The organism is Lysinibacillus sp. S1, assembly GCF_044986265.1.
Lineage (GTDB): Bacteria > Bacillota > Bacilli > Bacillales_A > Planococcaceae > Lysinibacillus > Lysinibacillus capsici.
Genome location: NZ_CP173154.1, coordinates 498883 through 519195 on the forward strand (window position 1 = coordinate 498883; position 20313 = coordinate 519195).

The window sequence follows — 20313 nt, forward strand, 5'->3', positions numbered from 1 at the left end:
GTAACGGAAGGAAACAATAAGAAAAAAGGAGATGTGTCGCTGTGGAATTTTTTCATAGTCAAGAATCACTTACTGCTATTCAATGGATTCTCCGAGCCATTGTCGCTTTTTTCTTCCTACTTTTCGCAACAAAAATTATGGGACAGCGCTCTATTTCTCAGTTAAGAATGCTGGATTTTGCAATGGCTATCACACTTGGGAATATTATCGCACATCCCTTATCTGATGAAGGGTTAGGAATGAAGGGTTCCATGATTACCATGGCCGTTTTAGTTGCGCTCTACCTCATCGGTGTTTTTTTGAGCCTAAAATGGGTTGCCTTTCGTCATTTGATAGACTCCCCGCCGATTCCCCTGATTAAAAATGGGCAAATTATTAGCGCCAACTTACAAAAGGCTAGAATATCTGTTGATTTACTTTTATCAGAGTTAAGAAAAGAAAAAATTGAAGAAGTTCAAAATGTAGCACTCGCTTTATGGGAACCAGACGGATCGATCTCTAGTTTTTTGCATACACCCTACCAAACACCAACACGAGCAGATATAAGTGTACAGTCTAATCCTTTTTTTCTTCCCACGGTTCTTATTAAAGAGGGAAAAATTGATTACCATGAGTTGAATAAAACAACGCTAACCGAGAGTTGGTTAAAAGACCAACTATCAACTTATAACATTGATGTAAAGGATGTCCTATTAGCAACAATCAACCAGAATAATAAATTGCATATCTTTCCTTATTAACTTCCCCTCAAAAACTCACAAATTAAAACGCGTAATTAAACTGTATTAAAAAGTATCGTTGCTGAAACACCGTTTGAAAATGCTCCTCCCGTTGTACTTACTTGTACAGAAAGAAGTGTACAACTATTAACTGGGTAATTTGCAATCACTTTTGCACAACAATTGGGTGTTGTAGATGAATTTGGTCCTGATACGCTCGCAATGATACCTGTAGCAACGCTAGTAAATCCGCAATTTGTGCTGATAAATATTTGTGCTGAAGCCGTTTGACCTGCACTTAAAGCATGGTCGCGAATATTCAATGTTAAGCTTCTAATTGTAGCATTTTCAGGAATAACAATTGAACTTCTCACGAATGAAGCTGACGAATTACCAGTACCAAGAAAATCATTATTACCAACTGATTGATCTGTAGAGAGGAAAACTTCCATCAAACCTGAACCACTTGGACCTGTTGTTCCAGTAACACCTGTAGTCCCTCTTGCGCCAGTCGCTCCTGTGCTTCCTGTTACGCCTTGGACTCCTGTTGCCCCTGTTATTCCCTGTGAACCTGTTGCTCCTGTACTCCCTGTTACGCCTTGGACTCCTGTCGCYCCTGTTATTCCCTGTGAACCTGTTGCTCCTGTACTTCCTGTTACGCCTTGGACTCCTGTCGCYCCTGTTATTCCCTGTGAACCTGTTGYTCCTGTACTTCCTGTTACGCCTTGGACTCCTGTCGCCCCTGTTATTCCCTGTGAACCTGTTGCTCCTGTACTTCCTGTTACGCCTTGGACTCCTGTCGCCCCTGTTATTCCCTGTGAACCTGTTGCTCCTGTGCTTCCTGTTACTCCTTGGGCTCCTGTTGCCCCTGTTATCCCCTGTGAACTTGTTGCTCCTGTACTCCCGGTTACGCCTTGGACTCCTGTCGCCCCTGTTATTCCCTGTGAACCAGTCGCTCCTGTGCTTCCTGTTACGCCTTGGGCTCCTGTTGCTCCTGTTATTCCCGCAAGTCCTCGAAGTCCAGTGGCCCCTATTATTCCCTGTGGACCCGTTACTCCTGCTACTCCTTGGAGACCCATTTCTCCCTGCGGACCGGTTGCCCCCGTTACTCCTGCTACTCCTTGGAGACCCATTTCTCCCTGTGGACCCGTTGCTCCCGTTACTCCTGCTACTCCTTGAGGTCCTATTTCTCCCTGTGGACCCGTTGCTCCCGTTACTCCTGCTACTCCTTGGAGACCCATTTCTCCCTGTGGACCTGTTGCCCCCGTCACTCCTGCTACTCCCTGAGGGCCTATTTCTCCCTGCGGACCTGTTGCCCCCGTTACTCCTTGGAGACCCATTTCTCCCTGTGAACCCGTTGCTCCCGTTACTCCTGCTACTCCTTGGAGACCCATTTCTCCCTGTGGACCTGTTGCCCCCGTCACTCCAGCTACTCCCTGAGGGCCTATTTCTCCCTGTGGACCTGTTGCCCCCGTCACTCCTGCTACTCCCTGAGGGCCTATTTCTCCCTGCGGACCTGATGCTCCCGTTACTCCTGCTACTCCTTGGAGACCCATTTCTCCCAGTGGACCCGTTGCTCCCGTTACTCCTGCTACTCCTTGAGGGCCTATTTCTCCCTGTGAACCCGTTGCTCCCGTTACTCCTGCTACCCCTTGAGGTCCTATTTCTCCCTGTGGACCCGTTGCTCCCGTTACTCCTGCTACTCCTTGGAGACCCATTTCTCCCTGTGGACCTGTTGCTCCCGTTACTCCTGCTACTCCTTGAGGTCCTGGTGCTCCTGGGGGACCTTGTGCTCCTGTAGCACCAGTAGCTCCTGTTGCTCCTGTTACACCGATTGGATCCTCAATACCATAAACATATGGGTAGCCATTACACCCAAATTCATTACATTTATATTTCATTGGATAATTACATTTTGCATCACATTTAAAATTATCAAAATTACGATTGTAACTAAACCTCAATGCGACTTCACCTCCTGTCCCTTTTTATCATATTCAAAAGTCTACTTATTGAGATAATTAATGTACCTAGAATATTAGAATGAATTAACTATGTATCTTAAAATAAAAAGAACATTAGGCCATGTAGAACCCAATGCTCAATAATATGTTTCAACCTTATTCATTTGTCTTTGCCATTTCTCGGTAAGCTGCAAATTTAGGTAGTTTATGCTGGATATACCATTCCATCACTATTAAATTTGGCACCCAGCATAGCCAAGCGATAGAGGCATAACTATACTCAAAATTATCAAAGCCAAATACTACCGTAAACAAAGGGAGTCAAATTCGCAATGTGACAGCTGCGAAGGTTAAAGCATAATTTCTTAGCATCCATTTCTGATGGCCTTGGATATTTCTTTTTTTAATATGGACCAGCGCTTGAAACATGATGAAGAGCCACCCTATGGCTAATAAATCAAAGCCTAGCTGTGCTACCCATCCCCCTGTTGCGTTCAGCGCTAAATAAAGTCCTGCCAAGCCCACCAAACAAAATACTAACTATATAGATATTGCCTAGTAGTCTATGGCGTTTCACATTTTTCTCTCGTAACTTAGATGACAACGTAAAAGGACCAATGACGAGGGCTAATATACCGAATACCATATGTATATAGAGCATGATATACCAAAATGAATGCAATGTTGCACTAAGCATAAGCTTTAATTGAACAAATCCCGCCTGCCGTGCATCGAATAGTAAATATTGAACAACCGAATAGCCTGCTATGAACAATGCCAAGCCACAAACAATCCACCACAATTTTTGTTTCATTTTTATAGCTCCTTTATATGTTAGCGTACCATTCAAATCTCCGATCTTTTAACACAGACAAATAACAGGGCGTAAAAAGCATATAAGTGGACGTTTATCGACAGTACAACGAATTGACCATTAGGTAGTGCAGGTTAATAGACAGCCAAAACGCTCCACTCCAGGGTATTTTTCTCCTAAACTTGTAATGTGAAAGCCGAGATTTTTATAAAAAATCACTGCGTCTTGATCTGTTTCTGCATAAATGGAAGAAAAAGCATGATGTTCTTCTACATACCGAATCATCTCACGTCCAATGCCTTTTCCACGAAAAACGGGCGATACGGCAATATGTTTAATTTCACAGCGATTTTCCTCTCCTTTAACGATTCCTATACAACCGACTAAATCTTGCTCGATGGTATAGCCATACAACACTCTTTCAGGATTTTCGATATACAATGGATATTCCCTATCCACTTTCTTTTCGGAAGTAGCATAGGATAATAATGTTTTCACTTCGGGTTGAATCTTGCTTGAATGGATCATTTTCATGGAATTATACCTTTCTTGCGGTTCATTTTAACTTACTAATAATACCTTTAAATTACTATATTTGTAAATAATACTTTGATACTTCCATAATATACTAAAACATTATCTTTTATGTTATGATCACTTAAAAGTTGAGGAGGGGAGTCCCTTGCTGGTTAAAGGCTATAAATTTAGTTTACCGCCCTTTTATTGGCTACTTTTCATACCCATCTTTTTGGGGACGAGTTACAAAGCATTATTTTTTGATTGGCACATACAAACATATACTTTTCATGAGTTAGAAGATTTCGGTCGTTATGTAATGATACTAGCAACAAGCTTGATTGAAGCTTTTATTTATCTACTCATTTTTCGATTGATTGTCTATTTGCTTCAACTAGTATTTCGACAGTCTAATAGAAATCATAGCTAATGAGTAGGAGGAAGAAATTATGACATTTAAGGGTAGCCAACTACTCGGCATACCCTATTTCTTTTTCCACCTCAGCTAGGATTGAAGTGATTCCATGTAATGATTTCCGCTTCATCTACGTTGACATTGCCTAAGCTGAAGAGATGCGGAATATACGCAAAAAGCCCAAAGTTCTTCCCTTTTTCTTTCTCCGTTTGGAAATAGTCTACAGTTGCTGATGGTAGCTGTTCTAGTTCTCTATAATCAGGTAACGACAGTAGTTTTATATCCTCTGCAGCAATTGCCCCTGCTGGCCCTTTATAGTGTTCCTTGGAATACAGGTACATCGCATTACGATTAACCGCTAGTTTTTGGATTGGAATTTGATAAAACATTAGGCTTTCTCTCGTTTCAATACCAAGCTCTGTTAAAGCCTTATATAGATGACTAGGATGGATTGGTAGGAAATGAACAACATCATTCCACAAGCAATTTAAGTGAGGAATTTCTTTCATGAATAATTTCGGTCTCTCAGGATGATCAAAATATTTTTTCGAATATCGTTCATATAAATGTGGAAATAATGCCCCTAACCTATTTAGTGGCATGAGCTCATGACCCACCATTTCCCTTGGAACCATATGATAAACATATCTCTGCATGACAAGCACCTCCACCTAACTAATTCTTCGAACATTTAGAAATTCCTGTTACAATCATTGTATAAATAGAAAGTAGGTGCACAATGGAATTATTAGTTATCATTCTTATTTTTGCGGGGATTTTTGCTATATATGATTCGATTAGACGAGTTAACAATTCTATTTTGGAGCAAACGGAGGAACTAAAGAAATTACGAGAGGAACTGAACAGTAAGAATAAAAATTAGAGGGGCTAATACTTTTGCTTTGGATAATCAATTGAATTAGCAATATCAATCAAGACTTCAGCCGTTACTTGATCTGCCACATCTCGATCAATACTAAAGACATATTGCCAATTGTCTCTTTCAAACACGAGTAAATGAAAACCAATTCGTGGATTTTCAATATAGGCTGCCTCACTGCCATTTTTCAACTTAAATACATCTATTTTATATTTTTCAAATGACATTTTATGCTGAACTGGTCGAACCTTGATTTTGAAATGATTTTGTGGCAATTGATCACTGATCATTACCACCTCCAGCTGATCATTCATTTCTCCTTCTAAATCACTAAACCTTCCAAAGTGATGCGTAAAGCTGATTGGCGGTACTCGTAGGGGTAGCTTCAGCTCTTTATTATAGTGGTGTTCGAACTCTTTTACGGCTATTTCTACTGTTTTATAGCCGATTTCAGGAAGAAATTCTTCAAGAGGTTGTGGCGAATCACTGTCCTTTGCAAAAACCAAATTAAAAGTGGAAACATACGTAAATAAAGCTAGTCCAATAAGAATACGCTTAGTCACATTTTACCGCTCCTCTAACCTATTTAGATATAGGTTAACCTACAGAATCAGAATTATGCTGACATAACACTAACATGGCGTAGTCTTATCGTTAAAAATGGACGTAAAGTAGCGAAGTGTCGGTACTACGTTATTCGCGTGAAGCATCTTTTCAAGCTCTAGCTTTGTGACCCATTGAACTGCTGTCACTTCCTCCTCCTGAAGTTTTGTGTCACTAATTTCAAAGCTTTGCTCAAATAACCAAACGTCATAAAAATCATTGAAACAATCACGTCGTTCACTCTTTACTAATTGTCCATTGGTCCTCAATAATGATATCCCTATTTCCTCTTCTACCTCACGAATAGCCCCGTCCAAACTGCTTTCACCCGTTACTATAGAGCCTCCTGGACATTCCCATAAATGAGGATAATGTTTATTGGGATGGCTTTTTGTTAAAAGGAATTCTCCCTTGTTATTGCGAATCCATACGTGCACAACGATATGGTAATCTTCAGCTGCTAATGCTGTCCCACGTACATGACGCTTATGTGTTTTTTGGAGATTTTTATCATAGAGATCCCAGACTTCCATAGAGCACCTCATTTCTGAATTTGAACAAGCACATACTGCTTCGTCCACATTTCCGTTGTCACAATAGAACGTTCCCCATTTTTTTCGAAAAATAACCCGCTCCCCTCTTTTTCAAGAAATGCCCATCCTTCATTAGCCATCATTTGCTGAATGTCCTCGTCCACCTTCTGTATGCCCCTAGCTGAAATGGCTGCGAGGTACCAAGTTGCCTTCTTATCATTGGAGAGCGCCACTAAATCAAAGGGGGATGCATTTAATTTTTGTATAGCTTCCTTTGGTGTAAGGGAATCGATTGGCAAAGGAGGGTATAATAATTTATTGCTATCAATAAAGACCCCACTTACTACGAAAAGAGCTGCTATTAGTAAACCTATTTTTTTCAAAGTTCACCCTCCTCCTTGTCTGGTTAAGAATCGGCTGCTAAAATTTATCTGTAAAAGAGAGCTTCTATTTTGAAGCGGTCATACTTTATTTTTTTTATTCTATATGAATTGGAAAATCTCCTAAAGCATCTTTCTAAATTTATTTTATCCTTGTAGCGAGTATAGCAGACGATTAAGTTGTTACGTATATCTCTGTAGCCATTAAATGAGGGTGATTTAACCAAAATTCTCGTACCTTATCGGGCTTTCCTTTCTACTCTTCAGGAAAATGCTCTTCAGGTGTAAAATCATCCATTAATAACATGCCACCCATGCCTAGGATGTCAAATGAGCGTTCAGCCTCAATCGTTTTGGCTGCTGCCGCATCTGCAAAAATAAATTGAAAGGGACCACTTTGAATCATCTCTTTCCAATCCCCATAAACAAACTCTGCCTGGGCATGATGGATATTTTGACTAATAAGCTTTATCTTATCCTTTGAATGATCGACGGATATAAAATGTATAGATCGAGGAATGCTAGAGAGTATCCAGGAACTGCCTACACCATAACCAGTACCTATCTCCAATATTTTTCCTGTTTTTATTTGTCCAACAAGAACTGATAAGAGCCTGCCAACCTCATCTGTACAGGAATGTTCAAAATGATGTTTTTTTGCCAAAGCCTTACTCAATTGCACCAATTCAGGTATTTCCCTATTCGACAACTATGCTGATCTGCTTGAATGGCAATGGGCTCTGTAGGAATGAGATCATTGGAAACGGCCCTGTCAGCATAACAGGACTTATTGTTCCTTCATCAGCTAGTAGCCTTGTATCCAAAAGTTCATAGGTGAGCATGCTATTCAATCCTCTCCTAATTTCTTCTCAAAGCTGAAGATTCCTTTGCCTTCGTAAATTCTTTCATCAAATTGAATAAACCCAAGTGAAGTCCAGAAGGTTAATGCTTGCTGATTTGTGGAATGAACCGCTATTTGAATACAGTTAACTTTTTGCATTCTCATTAATTCTTCATAGGTCAAATATATTTTTTTAGCATAGACGAGGACTTGACATGCCGTAATCCAATATGGCTAGATATTCTTCCCCTTTTTTACTATGTATCTCTCAATCTGTAATTCCTCAGCGTCTTTAAATATATCTAAAATATCCTCATTTCCTAGTGCTTCTTTATCATATGCGATTAAATTATAGTCCCTATTTGAATTCATAATCTCTTTTTCAATTTCAATGAATCTTATATCATTTTTAATCAAGCTAAACATCTTCATGTCTCCTATGCTTTTTAGTTTCATCATACTGCATTTTTTAGAAGAACCGTACTCAGAAGTTTAGAACTATTCCAATAACAAGTAAAAATGGTAAAAGAGAATGGCTAGGTAAACGTACAACAAGCCTAGCTCTTTACGCATAAAGTAGCCATATATGACTGAAAGGATGTCCTGTGTGGGGAAAGAACATAAATATTTTCAAAAATTCAAGTTTACGTCAAATCCAAATTGTCATTGTCGCTGTTGTTGTCCTTGTTGTCGTTGTAAATGTAAGCCGCCATTTTACCCATACCACCAAGTTGTCATTATCTAGTCTATGTGACAGATGCTGGACAGCTCGCAACGCCTGATAATAGAGTTTCTGTAATCGATACCGCAACAAACACAATCGTCGCTACCATTCCAGTAGGATCTGCTCCGCTAGAAGTAGCGATTACACCTAATGGCGCTTTTGGCTATGTTCCAGCGCTCTTCTCGGATAATGTAACGGTTTTTAGCACTGCCACAAACTTGCCAATCGCTACCATTCCTGTAGGCATTGACCCCCTTGGTGTCGCCATTTCACCAAATGGAGCACTTGCTTATGTATCCAATCACGGATCGAACACTATATCGGTCATTAATACAGCCACCAATACCGTAACAGCCACTATTCCAGTAGGGCTACAACCTCAAGGTATTGCCTTTACGCCAAACAGTGTCTGTGCTTATGTTGCCAACGAGAATTCTAATTCAGTATCTGTTATCAATACTGCAACCAATACGGTGATTGCTACAATCCCTGTGGGAATTCGTCCTAGATCCATTGTTTTGACTCCAAGCGGGCAATTTGCTTATGTGACAAATGAAAATAGCAATTCCGTATCGGTTATTAATACCACTACCAATACAGTAGTGGCTACCATTCCTGTTGGTACAGGACCTGTAGGAACAGCGATTACCCCTGATGGAACGCTTGTTTACATTGTGAATAAAGGCAATAATACCGTATCTGTCATCAATACAGCCACCAATACGGTGATTGCAACTATTCCTGTAGGTGCATCTCCAGACCAAGTAACCATCTTGCCAGATGGTACTTTTGCCTATGTAACAAATCAAGTAGACAATACGGTGTCTGTCATCGACATAGCAACAAACATGGTAATTGCCACAATCCCAGGATTTAACGGGCCGACTGGTATCAAAACTGGAACAATCTGTCTATAATTACACCAAAAAAAGCAACCGACTACTTCCACCCCATCTTAGAAAATGGGCTGTTTTTTGTCGGTTGCCTGCATTCTTTATAAAGTTAATTATRGCTWARSTTAGCTTAGTCTTGAATTGCCGCTTCTAACGCAATAACCATCATGTCATTGAATGTTGTTTGACGTTCTTCAGCTGTCGTTACTTCACCAGTGATGATATGGTCACTTACTGTTAGAACAGCAAGTGCTTTACGGCCGAATTTTGCCGCTAATGTGTAAAGAGCTGCTGATTCCATTTCTACCGCTAGTACGCCGTATTGAGCTAATTTTTCGTTTTGGTGTTCATCTGAGTAGAATAAATCCGCTGTGAAGATATTCCCTACTTGTAAGTTAAGACCCGCATCTTTACCTGCATTGTATGCTTTTAATAAAAGATCAAAGTCAGCGATTGGAGCGAAATCGATAGCACCACCCCAAATAATTTGGTTCATACGTGTATCAGATGTTGCTCCTTGCGCTAAAATCACGTCACGTACTTTTACATCTTTTTGAATTGCACCACAAGTACCTACACGGATTAATTTTTGAACATCATATTCTTGCATTAATTCTGTTGCGTAGATTGAAATAGATGGCACACCCATACCAGTTCCTTGTACAGAAATACGTTTCCCTTTATACGTACCAGTGTATCCAAACATATTACGTACTTCGTTGTAGCAAATTACATCTTCTAAAAATGTTTCCGCAATGTATTTTGCACGTAATGGATCTCCTGGAAGTAAAATTGTGTCAGCGATTTCACCTTTTTTTGCATTAATATGAATACTCATACTGCAATCCCTCTTTTCTGTCAGTTATCACTATAAATAATACTGTGTTTCTGTCATTTACGCAATGCTAGACGTCTAGCAACTACAAAATTATTTATAGTTTTCGTACAATTATGCTTGTTCCTCATAAAGTGTCCACAAAGTATCAAAGGTCTGGATTGTTAGGTTTTCCGTTGCATAGGTTTCTATATAGTCGGACAACTCATTAAAGTCTGTGCTCTGCTTTGGAAAATTATGCTCATGAAACACTTCCTCTGCAAAGCGTACTTTAGGGTCAGACCAATCGCCACCTCGATAGGTTAGGACATATAAATAAAAACTTTTCTTCATCGAACAAATTCCCCTTTTTATGCATTGGCTTTTCGCTAGTGTATCAAAAAAAATAGCATTCGTCATAAATTCCACTACTACTATATTTTACCCACTTATGATTTTAGAACTATTTTCATGGTCGATACTGACTTTTGTCATAGTTATTTTATCTGAAAAATTTTAATTTTTAGAAATAAAGATAGAAAAATCTAGCAAAATAAGATAAAATTGAAATCGATTATTTAAAAAATAGGAAGGTGATGGCGATGAAAAAGACTAAAAAAACCCATGGTACAGCGAAAAAACGCCCGTCTCTCTTTACTTTTAGCTTTTTTAAGAAGAGGAAAGCTTCTACACAAGGGGAAACTGGGAAAAATCCCCCTCCTATTAAAGAAAAACGACAACGTTTTTACCATTTAATTCGGGGTAAAGTGCTTATTATGTTTGCACTTCTTATTGTAATTAACGGTATTACGGGTATATTGTCCTATGTCAATATACAAAACTTGCAGCACCAAATGGAAGATTTCACAAAGAAAAATGTGCAGGAGCAACTAACGGTGAATCAACTTGCCTATGAAATTGCTAGACTGACCAATTTAGAGCAATCGTATTTAATTACGGGTAACGGCATTTATTCTACTTCTTATCATTTAAAAATAGATACCATTAATAAAAAGCTAGCCGCTTTGCAAGATCAATTTCAAGATCGCCAAGTGGAACTCGGTCATATGCAGGCAATCGAGCAATATTATAAAAATTACCTTGATTATTCAGATAAAGTCATGACAATGCGTGATGAGCTCGGTCTTGAGCAGGCTCGTAAACTGATGATGGGTGCTACTGGGGAAACAATGAAAACACATATCGATCAAAACATTGAGACCATTAATACTGTCATGGACGATTCCAATAAAACAAAATTAGACAAGCTTAACCAGCAGGTAAATATTTCTATCACTACATTCTTTCTCATTTCAATCGTTGGCTTTTTAGCGATTGTAATTTTTGGCTTTATGCTATTTAAATCATTAAAACGTAATACACAAGCGATTAATGACTCTATCCTTGATATTGCACAAGCAGGAGGCGATTTGACAAGACGTGTAAATGTGCGTAATCGTGATGAATTTTCGATTATTGCAGCCTCGACAAATACGTTAATTGAGTCGATTTCTAACTTAATTCGACGCGTAAGTGAGTTGGCGGATCATGTATCAAGCAGCAGTCAGGAGCTAATGTCCTTAGCAGATGAAAATGCGCGTACAATTCAGGATATTGCGGATGCGACAGCAGATATTGCGAGTGATAGTGACAATACGATTTCCAGTATGAATAGTGCGCAGCAAAAAATGAGCGACTTAGAGCATTCAATGCATCAATTAAATGAGCAAGCAAGTGCTGTCCATCGTGCCTCTATCGCCATGCAGCAAGCAGCCGATGAAGGTAGCCGCTCTGTGGAGCAATCATCACTCGTCATGCAATCCATTGAAGAAACAATGGCTTCTACAACATCTACTGTGGAGGCGTTAGGTCGTAAATCTGCGGATATTACCTCTATTATTGGTACGATCACGGCCATTTCTGAGCAAACGACTCTCCTCGCTTTAAATACGGCTATTGAAGCGGCAAGGGCTGGTGAGCATGGACGAGGCTTTGCTGTCGTAGCCGATGAGGTTCGCAAACTGGCAGAGCAATCCCAAAGTGCAGCGAAAGAGGTCACATCGATTGTCACATCCATCCAAGATGAGGTCACATCCATTATTGCTCAAAATCATGAGGGTGTGACAACGGTCATCCGAGGCGTTGAAGTAACAAACGAAACAAATCAATCCTTAGCCAACATTTTATCGCATACCGAAGAAACAACGTCAATCATCGCGGCCATGGTAGATAAAATTGCAACAACGCTTGAAAATAGCAATGCGGTGGCAAGTGACTTCATTCATGTCAATGCCTACGCAGAACAATCCGCGGCCAACACTGTGACATCTGCGGCAGCAGCCACACAAGGCTCCGCCTCCATGCAGGAAATCAACGCTGCTGCCACTGAGCTTGCCCAACAAGCAGATAGCCTACGCAACCTCGTGAGCGAGTTTAAAGTTTAAGCGAACTGAAAGAGAGAGGGAGAACCAATTTTTTATTGGTTCTCCCTTAACTTTGCGKGGCTATCCTTCTAATTTGCAGGGTTATCCCTCACTTTCAGCATGCTATCCSCTACTTTTTCAGGTTTATYCTCCACTTTTAGATTTCTATCCTTCTAACCTGCTGTTTCTCATGACCATAAAAAAACCCTAGCAAGGAGCTACCTTGCTAGGTTTTTACTATTTAAATAGTGCTAGGTATTCGCCATAGCCTTCTTTTTCTAAATCTTCTTTTGCGATAAATCGAAGCGCTGCTGAGTTAATGCAGTAGCGTAAGCCACCTTGCTCACTTGGGCCGTCTGGGAAGACATGTCCTAGATGCGAATCCGCTTCTTTGCTGCGTACCTCCACACGACGCATACCGTGAGATGTATCGAAATGCTCGGTTACCTGTTCTTTTTCAATCGGCTTTGTGAAGGCTGGCCAGCCACAGCCTGAGTTGTATTTATCGAGTGAGCTGAATAAAGGCTTGCCAGACACAATGTCTACGTAGATGCCTTCTGCAAAATGGTCATCAAACTCATTACGGAATGGTGGCTCTGTGCCATTTTCCTGTGTGACATAGTATTGCATCTCTGTTAGTTCTTTTAAACGTTGTTCCTTATTCATGTTTGTTCCCCCAGTGTTGCTCCTGAAACGCTCGACGACCTGATCCAATCGAATAGCGCTCATAGTGCATTGGATTTTTCTTATAATACTGTTGATGATAATCCTCAGCCGGATAAAACGTAGTGGCTGGTAAAATTTTTACCATAATTGGTTTATCAAACTTGCCAGACGCTTGTAAATCTGACTTTGAACGTTCAGCTAGCTCACGCTGTTCTTCGTTATGATAAAAAATGGCCGTTGTGTAGGATTCTCCACGGTCGTAAAATTGACCCCCTGCATCTGTTGGGTCAATTAAAGTCCAATAAATCGCAAGTAGCTGCTCGTAGCTATATAACTCATCATCAAATGTGATTTGTACAGCTTCCACATGCCCTGTTGTTTCCGAGCAAACCTGTTCATAGGTAGGATTTACAACATGTCCACCTGTATAGCCTGAGATTACGGAATCAATCCCAGGTGTTTCGTCAAAGGGCTTGACCATACACCAAAAACAGCCTCCCGCAAATGTTGCATATTGCTTTGTCATTTATTTCACTCCTTATTCACCAGGAACAATAATTTCCAATAAGATTTTATCCTTTGGTAAGTCCAACTCTTTAGCACGTACACGTGAACCAGAGGCAATGTTAATGCGCGATAAATCAATATATATTTCTGCTTTATTCGGATTCACGGTAATCCATGAGGGAAATTCCACCGAATCGCGCATGATTTTCATTGTCGTTTCTGGTGGAATGTTTAATAACCCTACATTCATGCCTGTCTGTTTTAAAATAATATTCCCCTTGTCATCCACAATAGGATCAAAATTCATGGAAATGGGGATTTCCGTATAGAATACCGTCAGTGTGCTACGTAGTTGAATATCATCCCCAATTGTGAAATCAAGTGGTAAAGGTGAGCCTTTCGCTGCATCCTTTAGGTATTTTTTTGAGATCGATTCTAATTCCTTTGTTGTGGTTTGCACCACGAGTACATTTCCTTTGCTTTCACTTTCACCTGCTGAACTCTTCGCAACATGGACGCCATCCACTGGTCTAGTTGCTAAAAAAACGACGAGGAGGATTCCAAAAAGCACTGTGCCCGCTAAGGCGAAAAACGCGACTTTCCATTTATTCATTTTGTCACTCCTCGAAGCCTATTGCCTTGTTAATCTTTTTTTCCATACCACACTGCTCCATTGCTGCTAGTATACGCTCTGTCATTTTTTCATACCCCTTTGCATTCGGGTGGAAAAAGTCTGTATGATAGACGAGCTCTTCATTTGAATCAAACAAATCTTCTACTGATACGTAACAAGCATTGGAATCCTTGCTGGCTACTTCCTCTATCACATTATTCCATTCTGTGATAATCGTATCAAATTCATTCGCCTCATTGGTTACAATCGAAAACGGATTGTAAAAACAAATGAGTAATAAGGGCACTGTCGGATTTTTAGCACGAATGCCTTCTACGATTTTGCTGTAACGTTCCTTGTATGCCAGTAATTCCTTATCAAAAGCATCACGTTTCAGGTTAAATAAATCCTGCCTGACGACCTTCATGACATCATTGCCACCCATTGTTAAGGAAATTAGCTGTGCTTCTTGCAGCTCCTCATCATAATGCCCTTTTTTCACTAATTTTAGTAGCTGATCGCTGCGTCTGCCACGTTTGCCCCGATTATCAACCTCTACATCCGAAATCGAAGGCCATGCGAGCAATGAATCTGCTAATCTTCCAACATAACCGTCTTGACTATACTCATCACCGACACCATCTGTCAACGAATCTCCCAGTGCCAAGTAATGTAGTTGCTTTGCTTGTTCTTCATCAATTTGCGATAAATCCTCTGCTGATGGCTCAAAAAAATGTTCAAAAATTTGCGTCAACATATTCTTAGATGTTTTTTCCTCATCTTCTGTTTGTTGCTCATCCTGCGGTATATCTTGCTCCGTTCCTGCTTGCTCACCTTCAGGTTCTGCTTGCGGATTCGGTTCATCGATTGATATTGCACAACCACTTAGTACAAAGACGGTCAAACATGACAATATAAATCGCCAAATGTCCATTTGACCACCTTCCATCCCTTTCTATTACTTCTATTATAGAATAGTTCATGCCGCAATGAAAAGTGACTTCCCCTTAGTTCTCCATAATTTTGTGTGCTTGCCAAATTTCCTCAGGTGTATGTATGGAAAAATGTGTGTTTATACAGTGTGCCTTTATGCAGAAGGGATGATAATTAGTAGGATGTCTGATTATTTTTGGTGGCAACGTGATCACTGTTTGATTGAAGCTACTGTTCAACACGATCACTATTAAATTGAAGCCGCTCACGCTCATAGTTAGTCGAAAACTGATCACAGCTAAACAAAAACTGCTCATCTTTGAATAATCCGCTCATCCTGCTAGTAGATCCACGTATAATAAAAAAGCCACTACATTTACTTATGTAGTAGCTCCTTCCTGTTATTCTGCAAAATAAATAAAACCAATTGCTCCTGGACCTGTATGTGTCGAGATGATTGGAGATGTAAAGGCAATTTCAACATCGTTAAAGCCAGTTTCTTCGATCAGCGCTTTTAATGGGTTGCCCATCGTTACTAGGCCATCTGCATGGGAAATGCCGACTGCCTTAACTGTTTTTCCAGCTGTATCTGCTTGGAATTGTTTAAATAAAAAATTGACTACTTGTTTATGACTACGTACCTTTGACACAGGATTGTATACGCCACCTTCAAGATTGGCAATGACTTTGATGTTTAGGAGGGAACCGATAAAGCCTGTGCCTTTACCAATTCGACCGCCTTTGATTAAGTTTTCGAGCGTGTCTACAATAACGTATAAATGTGTATTGTCTCGTACCTTTTCTAAACGTGTCACGATGTCCTCCACAGTGGCGTCTTCATCTCGCATGCGGATGGCCTCTCGTAGTTGGATAGCTAAACCAATCGCGATAAAGCGTGAGTCAATGACTGTCACATCGGCATCTGTCATTTGAGCTGCTTGACGAGCTGATTCTACTGTGCCACTCATACCACCAGTCATATGGATGGAGATAATTTGATCGCCATCTTTACCGAGCTCATCATATAATTCCTTAAATTTACCTGGTGCTGGTTGTGAACTTTTCGGTAAATTTTTTGCATTTTTCATTAAGCCTAAAAAAGATTGTGGCTCTAAGTCCACTCCATCTGTATATGTTTGACCATCAATTTGAATCGTTAAAGGCACGATATGTATGCCATGTTGTGCTACTTCTTCTTTTGTTAAATCACAAGTTGAGTCAGTTACTATATGAATTCGTCTCACTTCGACACATCCTTTTACTTCATTAAAATTTATTATATAGACTAATGAATCATTATGTAAACATGACATTTGTCATTAGACAAAGCTCTGTCCTAGCTAGCATGTAAACGCTACCTTGGATACTATAGCGTTTTCACCTACCTCTTGTCTATCAATGCCCCTCAAAGAATATGACAGGCTTATGACATTTTTGATATGAACTATATGACTAATGTAAATGTTCATCTATAAATTATTGGGGTATAGTAAATGTATGAACGAAAGGAGTGTTTCAAATGGTTGATTCATTTGACTATAAATCATGGAGGGAAGAGCTGTGGAATGCCATAACACACGGTATTGGTTTCATTGCTAGTATTCCAGCACTGGTTGTTCTACTGTTAGCAGCCGTACAAACAGGAAATGCCCTACATATTACAACCTTCAGCATTTTCGGTGCGTCTGTCATCATTCTGTTTTTAATGTCTACATTACTACACAGTATGCCAGAAAAATATAAACACTTTTTCGCTATTTTGGACCATTCGTCCATTTATATTTTAATTGCCGGCACCTATACGCCGTTTTTATTAATTGCCGTTGGTGGTTCCCTTGGATTGACGCTACTATGTACTATTTGGTCATTGGCTGTGCTTGGTGTATTGTTTAAATGTTTCTTTATTAATCGCTTTGAAGTACTTTCATTAATTTTTTATATTGGTATGGGCTGGTTAATTATATTTGCCATTAAGCCCGTTTATCTGTATTTAGGTTTACATGGCTTTGCTTTACTGCTAGCAGGTGGGCTATTCTATACGATTGGAGCCATCTTTTATGCATGGCGCTCTCTGCCCTATAACCATGCAATCTGGCATCTCTTTGTGCTAGCTGGCTGTGCCTCCATGTATGCGTGTGTTTATTTTTATCTATAATAAAAGCAATCGCTCATTGTAAAGGGAGCGATTGCTTTTTCGTTTATTTACGTTCAAAAATTTGATATTGGAATGTATAACCTTCTGGTGCTGTTTCAGGCTCCTCTGAAGAGACTTGAACAAAATCTTGCTCATAGCTCGGGAAATAGGTGTCTCCCTGAAAGGCATGATTAATTTTGGTGATATACAAGCGATCAGCCATCTCCATCACTAAACGGAAAATTTGCTCGCCGCCAATAATCATCACCTCAGGTACATCTCCAGCTAGCGCTAAAGCACCTTCCAAGCTAGTCACAATTTCAATACCTTCTGCCTGATAGTTTTCGTCACGGGTAATGACGATGTTGCGTCGCCCTGGAAGTGGTCGACCGATGGATTCAAATGTTTTACGTCCCATAATCATAGGCTTGCCCATTGTTTTTTGTTTAAAATACTGCAGATCCCCAGGTAAATGCCAAGGCATCCCATTGTTATATCCGATGACGTGATTGTCATCATGTGCCACAATTAAAGAAATCATACTGTCCCTCCAAATACTTTCGTCCCTTTTATTATAAACATAATGCGCTTATTTCACCTATTTTTAAATAAATAAACATTTGTTACACCTAAATCCTAGTAAAATTATATGAATAGTTTATAATAGGAATAACAAACCTCTCAATAAAGGAATGATGAAGATGATAACTTTAAGAAAAGAAGCTGTTCAATATCTAGAAGCTCAGCGTACTGGTACACCTTATTACAAAGTTTCACCTCAGGAAGCGAGAGCCATGCGGACGGTTACACAATGGCAATCTGCACACAAACCGAAGCTAGCATCCATTGAGGATCACAAAATTACAGTGCGAGATGGCGAACAAATTAAAGTTCGGCTTTATACGCCCGTCCTCGGCAAAACTTTACCTGTTATTGTTTATTATCATGGTGGAGGCTGGGTCTATGGCAATCTAGAATCTGTCGATGCAGGCTGCCAGTTATTAGCAGACCAGGCACAGGCGATTGTGGTATCAGTGGATTACCGCTTAGCACCTGAATATCCTTTCCCAACACCCTTACATGATGCCTACGATAGCTTAGTATGGGTGCACGATCATATGGAAGCCTTAGGTGGCGATGCAAGTCGATTATCAGTTGCTGGGGACAGTGCTGGCGGAAATTTGGCTACTGTAGTTGCATACTTAGCTACTGCACTCGAGGGACCATCGTTACACGCTCAAACACTCATCTATCCTGTCACAAATGTCGATTTTTCAACAGTATCTTATCTGGCATATGGTGAAGATTACGGCTTAGATACACAAGCCATGCAGTGGTTCTCTCATCACTATACAGAGGAAGCAAACTTCACAAATCCACTTGTGTCCCCTCTTCAGCTAGAGGAAGTCCGTAACATGCCGAAAACATTCATTATAGCTGCAGAGGCAGATGTTCTCTTTGATGAGGGTCTAAGCTATGCACAAAAGTTAAAGGCTGCTGGTGTGGTAGTGGAACATATTACAATGCCAGGTTTAATCCATAGTTATTTCAGTAAAATGAATTATTTTGAAGAAGCAACAATTGAAACCGTGACAAAAATTGCGCAATTCCTGAAATAAGTTTGGCTATCCCGCGCAAACAGTGCGATAATAGAGCAAAACGTTTTTTAAAGGATGACACTATGACACAAACAATAGCTCTACAAATACAACAGCCCTTTTCTGATCAATTAAAAAAAGGCTTCCCACTTATTTCAAAGGATGCGGTTGATGCACGACGTTTACCTGCTGAGCAAGGAACACTCCTCAGGCTCATGGATCATCATAACCGTTTTATTGGAACAGGTTACTACGGCATCCAAAACAAAGGGATTGGCTGGGTGCTAACGACCGATACGAATGAAACAATTGATAAAGCTTTTTTTATAAAAAAATTTAAAAAAGCCATCGACAATCGTGCTGCATTTTTTAGCAATGAAAACACAACAGCCTTTCGTGTGTTTAATGGTGAAGGAGATGGCATCGGCGGTCTTACGATTGATTTTTTTAACAGCTACTACATGGTAAGCTGGTATAGTGAGGGCATTTATTCATTTAAAGAAGTGGTGTATGAGGCGCTTGCTGAGACAGTAGACTACCAAGCGATTTATGAGAAAAAACGCTTTGATAGCAAAGGACAATATATCGAGCAAGATGATTTTGTAATGGGCACGCCAGGAGAATTTCCTATCATGGTGAAGGAAAATGGTATGACCTATGCGGTGCATTTAAACGATGGCGCCATGACAGGGATTTTCCTCGATCAACGTGAGGTACGATTGGCTATTCGTGAGCGTTATGCCAACAATACAGACATGCTGAATACATTTTCCTATAMAGGAGCATTTTCTGTGGCAGCCGCTCTAGGAGGAGCCATCAAGACAACGAGTGTAGATGTGGCAAAGCGCAGTCTAGCCAAAACGATTGAGCAATTTAGTGTCAATCATATTGATTATGAGGCACAGGATATAAAAGTCATGGATGTCTTCCATTATTTTAAATATGCACAACGCCATGCTTTACAGTTTGACCTTGTCGTATTAGACCCACCTAGCTTTGCACGTACGAAGCAAATGACCTTTTCAACGGCAAAGGACTACCCTAAATTACTAAAGGACACGATTGCCATTACCGCTAAAAACGGCATCATCGTGGCTTCCACAAATAATGCCAGCTTTGGCATGAAAAAGTTCAAAGGCTTTATTGACCAAGCCTTTAAAGAGACTCGTACACGCTATAAAATTGTCGAGGAATACGGTTTACCGAAGGATTTCCGTGTACCACGTGAATACCCTGAATTTAATTATCTGAAGGTCGTGTTCATCCAGAAAATCGACTAACCAATCGAGAATCACACCAAGGTGTGATTCTTTTTATGTAAGGAAAAGTTGATTCTACCTAAG

The 20313-nt window shown here is 40.1% G+C and carries 22 protein-coding genes and 2 pseudogenes; 6 read left to right on the forward strand and 18 right to left on the reverse strand.

Going from position 1 to position 20313, the window contains the following annotated elements; genetic code table 11:
• Positions 1-41: 41 nt before the first annotated feature.
• Entirely contained in the window at positions 42-740 is a 699-nt protein-coding gene (locus ACHZEU_RS02540) for a DUF421 domain-containing protein (RefSeq protein WP_048392970.1), read from the forward strand.
• Positions 741-775: 35 nt separating this feature from the next.
• Here ACHZEU_RS02540 and ACHZEU_RS02545 read toward each other — a convergent pair whose 3' ends face one another.
• The 10 genes and pseudogenes from ACHZEU_RS02545 to ACHZEU_RS02590 form a co-directional block, all read right to left on the reverse strand.
• Positions 776-2620, reverse strand: a complete 1845-nt coding sequence (locus tag ACHZEU_RS02545; RefSeq protein ID WP_404803977.1) for an exosporium protein — start codon at positions 2618-2620, stop codon at positions 776-778.
• A gap of 219 nt (positions 2621-2839) precedes the next feature.
• Positions 2840-3497 (reverse strand): annotated as a pseudogene (locus ACHZEU_RS02550) (DUF2306 domain-containing protein).
• A gap of 120 nt (positions 3498-3617) precedes the next feature.
• On the reverse strand, positions 3618-3995 hold the full coding sequence (locus tag ACHZEU_RS02555; RefSeq protein WP_404803978.1) for a GNAT family N-acetyltransferase: 378 nt from the start codon (positions 3993-3995) through the stop codon (positions 3618-3620).
• A 519-nt stretch (positions 3996-4514) separates the two neighbouring features.
• Entirely contained in the window at positions 4515-5084 is a 570-nt protein-coding gene (locus ACHZEU_RS02560) for a group-specific protein (RefSeq protein ID WP_279494904.1), read from the reverse strand.
• A gap of 232 nt (positions 5085-5316) precedes the next feature.
• Positions 5317-5871, reverse strand: coding sequence for a hypothetical protein (locus ACHZEU_RS02565; protein WP_279494903.1), 555 nt, complete (start codon positions 5869-5871; stop codon positions 5317-5319).
• A 69-nt stretch (positions 5872-5940) separates the two neighbouring features.
• The gene (locus ACHZEU_RS02570) at positions 5941-6444 is read right to left on the reverse strand and encodes an NUDIX domain-containing protein (RefSeq protein ID WP_279494902.1); all 504 of its coding nucleotides are present in this window, start codon (positions 6442-6444) and stop codon (positions 5941-5943) included.
• 8 nt (positions 6445-6452) lie between these two features.
• A complete protein-coding gene (locus tag ACHZEU_RS02575; protein ID WP_279494901.1) occupies positions 6453-6827 on the reverse strand; it encodes a hypothetical protein in 375 nt (124 codons plus the stop codon).
• A gap of 253 nt (positions 6828-7080) precedes the next feature.
• The gene (locus ACHZEU_RS02580) at positions 7081-7488 is read right to left on the reverse strand and encodes a class I SAM-dependent methyltransferase (RefSeq protein WP_279494900.1); all 408 of its coding nucleotides are present in this window, start codon (positions 7486-7488) and stop codon (positions 7081-7083) included.
• Positions 7489-7671: 183 nt separating this feature from the next.
• Positions 7672-7830, reverse strand: coding sequence for a hypothetical protein (locus ACHZEU_RS02585; protein ID WP_279494897.1), 159 nt, complete (start codon positions 7828-7830; stop codon positions 7672-7674).
• A gap of 69 nt (positions 7831-7899) precedes the next feature.
• Positions 7900-8124: a hypothetical protein gene (locus tag ACHZEU_RS02590; RefSeq protein WP_279494896.1), complete on the reverse strand. Its 225-nt coding sequence runs from the start codon at positions 8122-8124 to the stop codon at positions 7900-7902.
• A 258-nt stretch (positions 8125-8382) separates the two neighbouring features.
• Between ACHZEU_RS02590 and ACHZEU_RS02595 the strand changes: the two are divergent.
• Positions 8383-9306 (forward strand): annotated as a pseudogene (locus tag ACHZEU_RS02595) (beta-propeller fold lactonase family protein); the annotation flags it as partial.
• Between the two features lie 106 nt (positions 9307-9412).
• Here the strand turns inward: ACHZEU_RS02595 and deoD are convergent.
• On the reverse strand, positions 9413-10120 hold the full coding sequence (deoD, locus tag ACHZEU_RS02600; protein ID WP_404803979.1) for a purine-nucleoside phosphorylase: 708 nt from the start codon (positions 10118-10120) through the stop codon (positions 9413-9415).
• 111 nt (positions 10121-10231) lie between these two features.
• Positions 10232-10450 carry a YozE family protein gene (locus tag ACHZEU_RS02605; protein ID WP_048395688.1) on the reverse strand — a complete coding sequence of 73 codons (219 nt, stop codon included), beginning with the start codon at positions 10448-10450 and terminating at the stop codon, positions 10232-10234.
• A gap of 248 nt (positions 10451-10698) precedes the next feature.
• Between ACHZEU_RS02605 and ACHZEU_RS02610 the strand changes: the two genes are divergently transcribed.
• Positions 10699-12540 carry a methyl-accepting chemotaxis protein gene (locus tag ACHZEU_RS02610; RefSeq protein WP_404803980.1) on the forward strand — a complete coding sequence of 614 codons (1842 nt, stop codon included), beginning with the start codon at positions 10699-10701 and terminating at the stop codon, positions 12538-12540.
• A 216-nt stretch (positions 12541-12756) separates the two neighbouring features.
• On the opposite strand, the gene msrB is transcribed toward ACHZEU_RS02610, so the two are convergent.
• The 5 genes from msrB to ACHZEU_RS02635 form a co-directional block, all read right to left on the reverse strand.
• On the reverse strand, positions 12757-13185 hold the full coding sequence (gene msrB, locus ACHZEU_RS02615) for a peptide-methionine (R)-S-oxide reductase MsrB (protein WP_048395692.1): 429 nt from the start codon (positions 13183-13185) through the stop codon (positions 12757-12759).
• Positions 13178-13711 carry a peptide-methionine (S)-S-oxide reductase MsrA gene (msrA, locus tag ACHZEU_RS02620; RefSeq protein WP_048395693.1) on the reverse strand — a complete coding sequence of 178 codons (534 nt, stop codon included), beginning with the start codon at positions 13709-13711 and terminating at the stop codon, positions 13178-13180. Before msrA ends, msrB begins: the two co-directional genes overlap by 8 nt.
• A 12-nt stretch (positions 13712-13723) precedes the next feature.
• A complete protein-coding gene (locus ACHZEU_RS02625; RefSeq protein ID WP_115674434.1) occupies positions 13724-14305 on the reverse strand; it encodes a YpmS family protein in 582 nt (193 codons plus the stop codon).
• A 4-nt stretch (positions 14306-14309) separates the two neighbouring features.
• Complete coding sequence (locus tag ACHZEU_RS02630; RefSeq protein ID WP_404803981.1) at positions 14310-15239, reverse strand: GDSL-type esterase/lipase family protein; 930 nt, start codon at positions 15237-15239, stop codon at positions 14310-14312.
• A gap of 400 nt (positions 15240-15639) precedes the next feature.
• The gene (locus ACHZEU_RS02635; protein ID WP_404803982.1) at positions 15640-16482 is read right to left on the reverse strand and encodes a DegV family protein; all 843 of its coding nucleotides are present in this window, start codon (positions 16480-16482) and stop codon (positions 15640-15642) included.
• Positions 16483-16757: 275 nt separating this feature from the next.
• On the opposite strand from ACHZEU_RS02635, the gene ACHZEU_RS02640 reads away from it, so the two are divergent.
• Positions 16758-17393, forward strand: coding sequence for a hemolysin III family protein (locus ACHZEU_RS02640; protein WP_115674432.1), 636 nt, complete (start codon positions 16758-16760; stop codon positions 17391-17393).
• A 43-nt stretch (positions 17394-17436) separates the two neighbouring features.
• Here the strand turns inward: ACHZEU_RS02640 and ACHZEU_RS02645 are convergent, their stop codons facing one another.
• Positions 17437-17913, reverse strand: a complete 477-nt coding sequence (locus ACHZEU_RS02645) for a dihydrofolate reductase (RefSeq protein ID WP_054549236.1) — start codon at positions 17911-17913, stop codon at positions 17437-17439.
• Positions 17914-18073: 160 nt separating this feature from the next.
• Here ACHZEU_RS02645 and ACHZEU_RS02650 point away from each other — a divergent pair, with 160 nt between their 5' ends.
• Together ACHZEU_RS02650 and ACHZEU_RS02655 are read left to right on the forward strand one after the other, a co-directional pair.
• Complete coding sequence (locus ACHZEU_RS02650) at positions 18074-18991, forward strand: alpha/beta hydrolase (RefSeq protein WP_048395703.1); 918 nt, start codon at positions 18074-18076, stop codon at positions 18989-18991.
• Positions 18992-19053: 62 nt separating this feature from the next.
• Complete coding sequence (locus ACHZEU_RS02655; protein ID WP_404803983.1) at positions 19054-20250, forward strand: class I SAM-dependent rRNA methyltransferase; 1197 nt, start codon at positions 19054-19056, stop codon at positions 20248-20250.
• Positions 20251-20313: the final 63 nt, after the last annotated feature.

Excerpts from the sequence above, each read along its gene's own strand:
- ACHZEU_RS02570 (WP_279494902.1), bottom strand. The coding sequence starts at position 6,444 with ATGGAAGTCTGGGATCTCTATGATAAAAATCTCCAAAAAACACATAAG.
- deoD (WP_404803979.1), bottom strand. The coding sequence starts at position 10,120 with ATGAGTATTCATATTAATGCAAAAAAAGGTGAAATCGCTGACACAATT.
- msrB (WP_048395692.1), bottom strand. The coding sequence starts at position 13,185 with ATGAATAAGGAACAACGTTTAAAAGAACTAACAGAGATGCAATACTAT.
- ACHZEU_RS02630 (WP_404803981.1), bottom strand. The coding sequence starts at position 15,239 with ATGGACATTTGGCGATTTATATTGTCATGTTTGACCGTCTTTGTACTA.
- ACHZEU_RS02590 (WP_279494896.1), bottom strand. The coding sequence starts at position 8,124 with ATGATGAAACTAAAAAGCATAGGAGACATGAAGATGTTTAGCTTGATT.
- ACHZEU_RS02625 (WP_115674434.1), bottom strand. The coding sequence starts at position 14,305 with ATGAATAAATGGAAAGTCGCGTTTTTCGCCTTAGCGGGCACAGTGCTT.
- ACHZEU_RS02610 (WP_404803980.1), top strand. The coding sequence starts at position 10,699 with ATGAAAAAGACTAAAAAAACCCATGGTACAGCGAAAAAACGCCCGTCT.
- ACHZEU_RS02645 (WP_054549236.1), bottom strand. The coding sequence starts at position 17,913 with ATGATTTCTTTAATTGTGGCACATGATGACAATCACGTCATCGGATAT.
- ACHZEU_RS02605 (WP_048395688.1), bottom strand. The coding sequence starts at position 10,450 with ATGAAGAAAAGTTTTTATTTATATGTCCTAACCTATCGAGGTGGCGAT.
- ACHZEU_RS02640 (WP_115674432.1), top strand. The coding sequence starts at position 16,758 with ATGGTTGATTCATTTGACTATAAATCATGGAGGGAAGAGCTGTGGAAT.
- ACHZEU_RS02650 (WP_048395703.1), top strand. The coding sequence starts at position 18,074 with ATGATAACTTTAAGAAAAGAAGCTGTTCAATATCTAGAAGCTCAGCGT.
- msrA (WP_048395693.1), bottom strand. The coding sequence starts at position 13,711 with ATGACAAAGCAATATGCAACATTTGCGGGAGGCTGTTTTTGGTGTATG.
- ACHZEU_RS02585 (WP_279494897.1), bottom strand. The coding sequence starts at position 7,830 with ATGAGAATGCAAAAAGTTAACTGTATTCAAATAGCGGTTCATTCCACA.
- ACHZEU_RS02560 (WP_279494904.1), bottom strand. The coding sequence starts at position 5,084 with ATGCAGAGATATGTTTATCATATGGTTCCAAGGGAAATGGTGGGTCAT.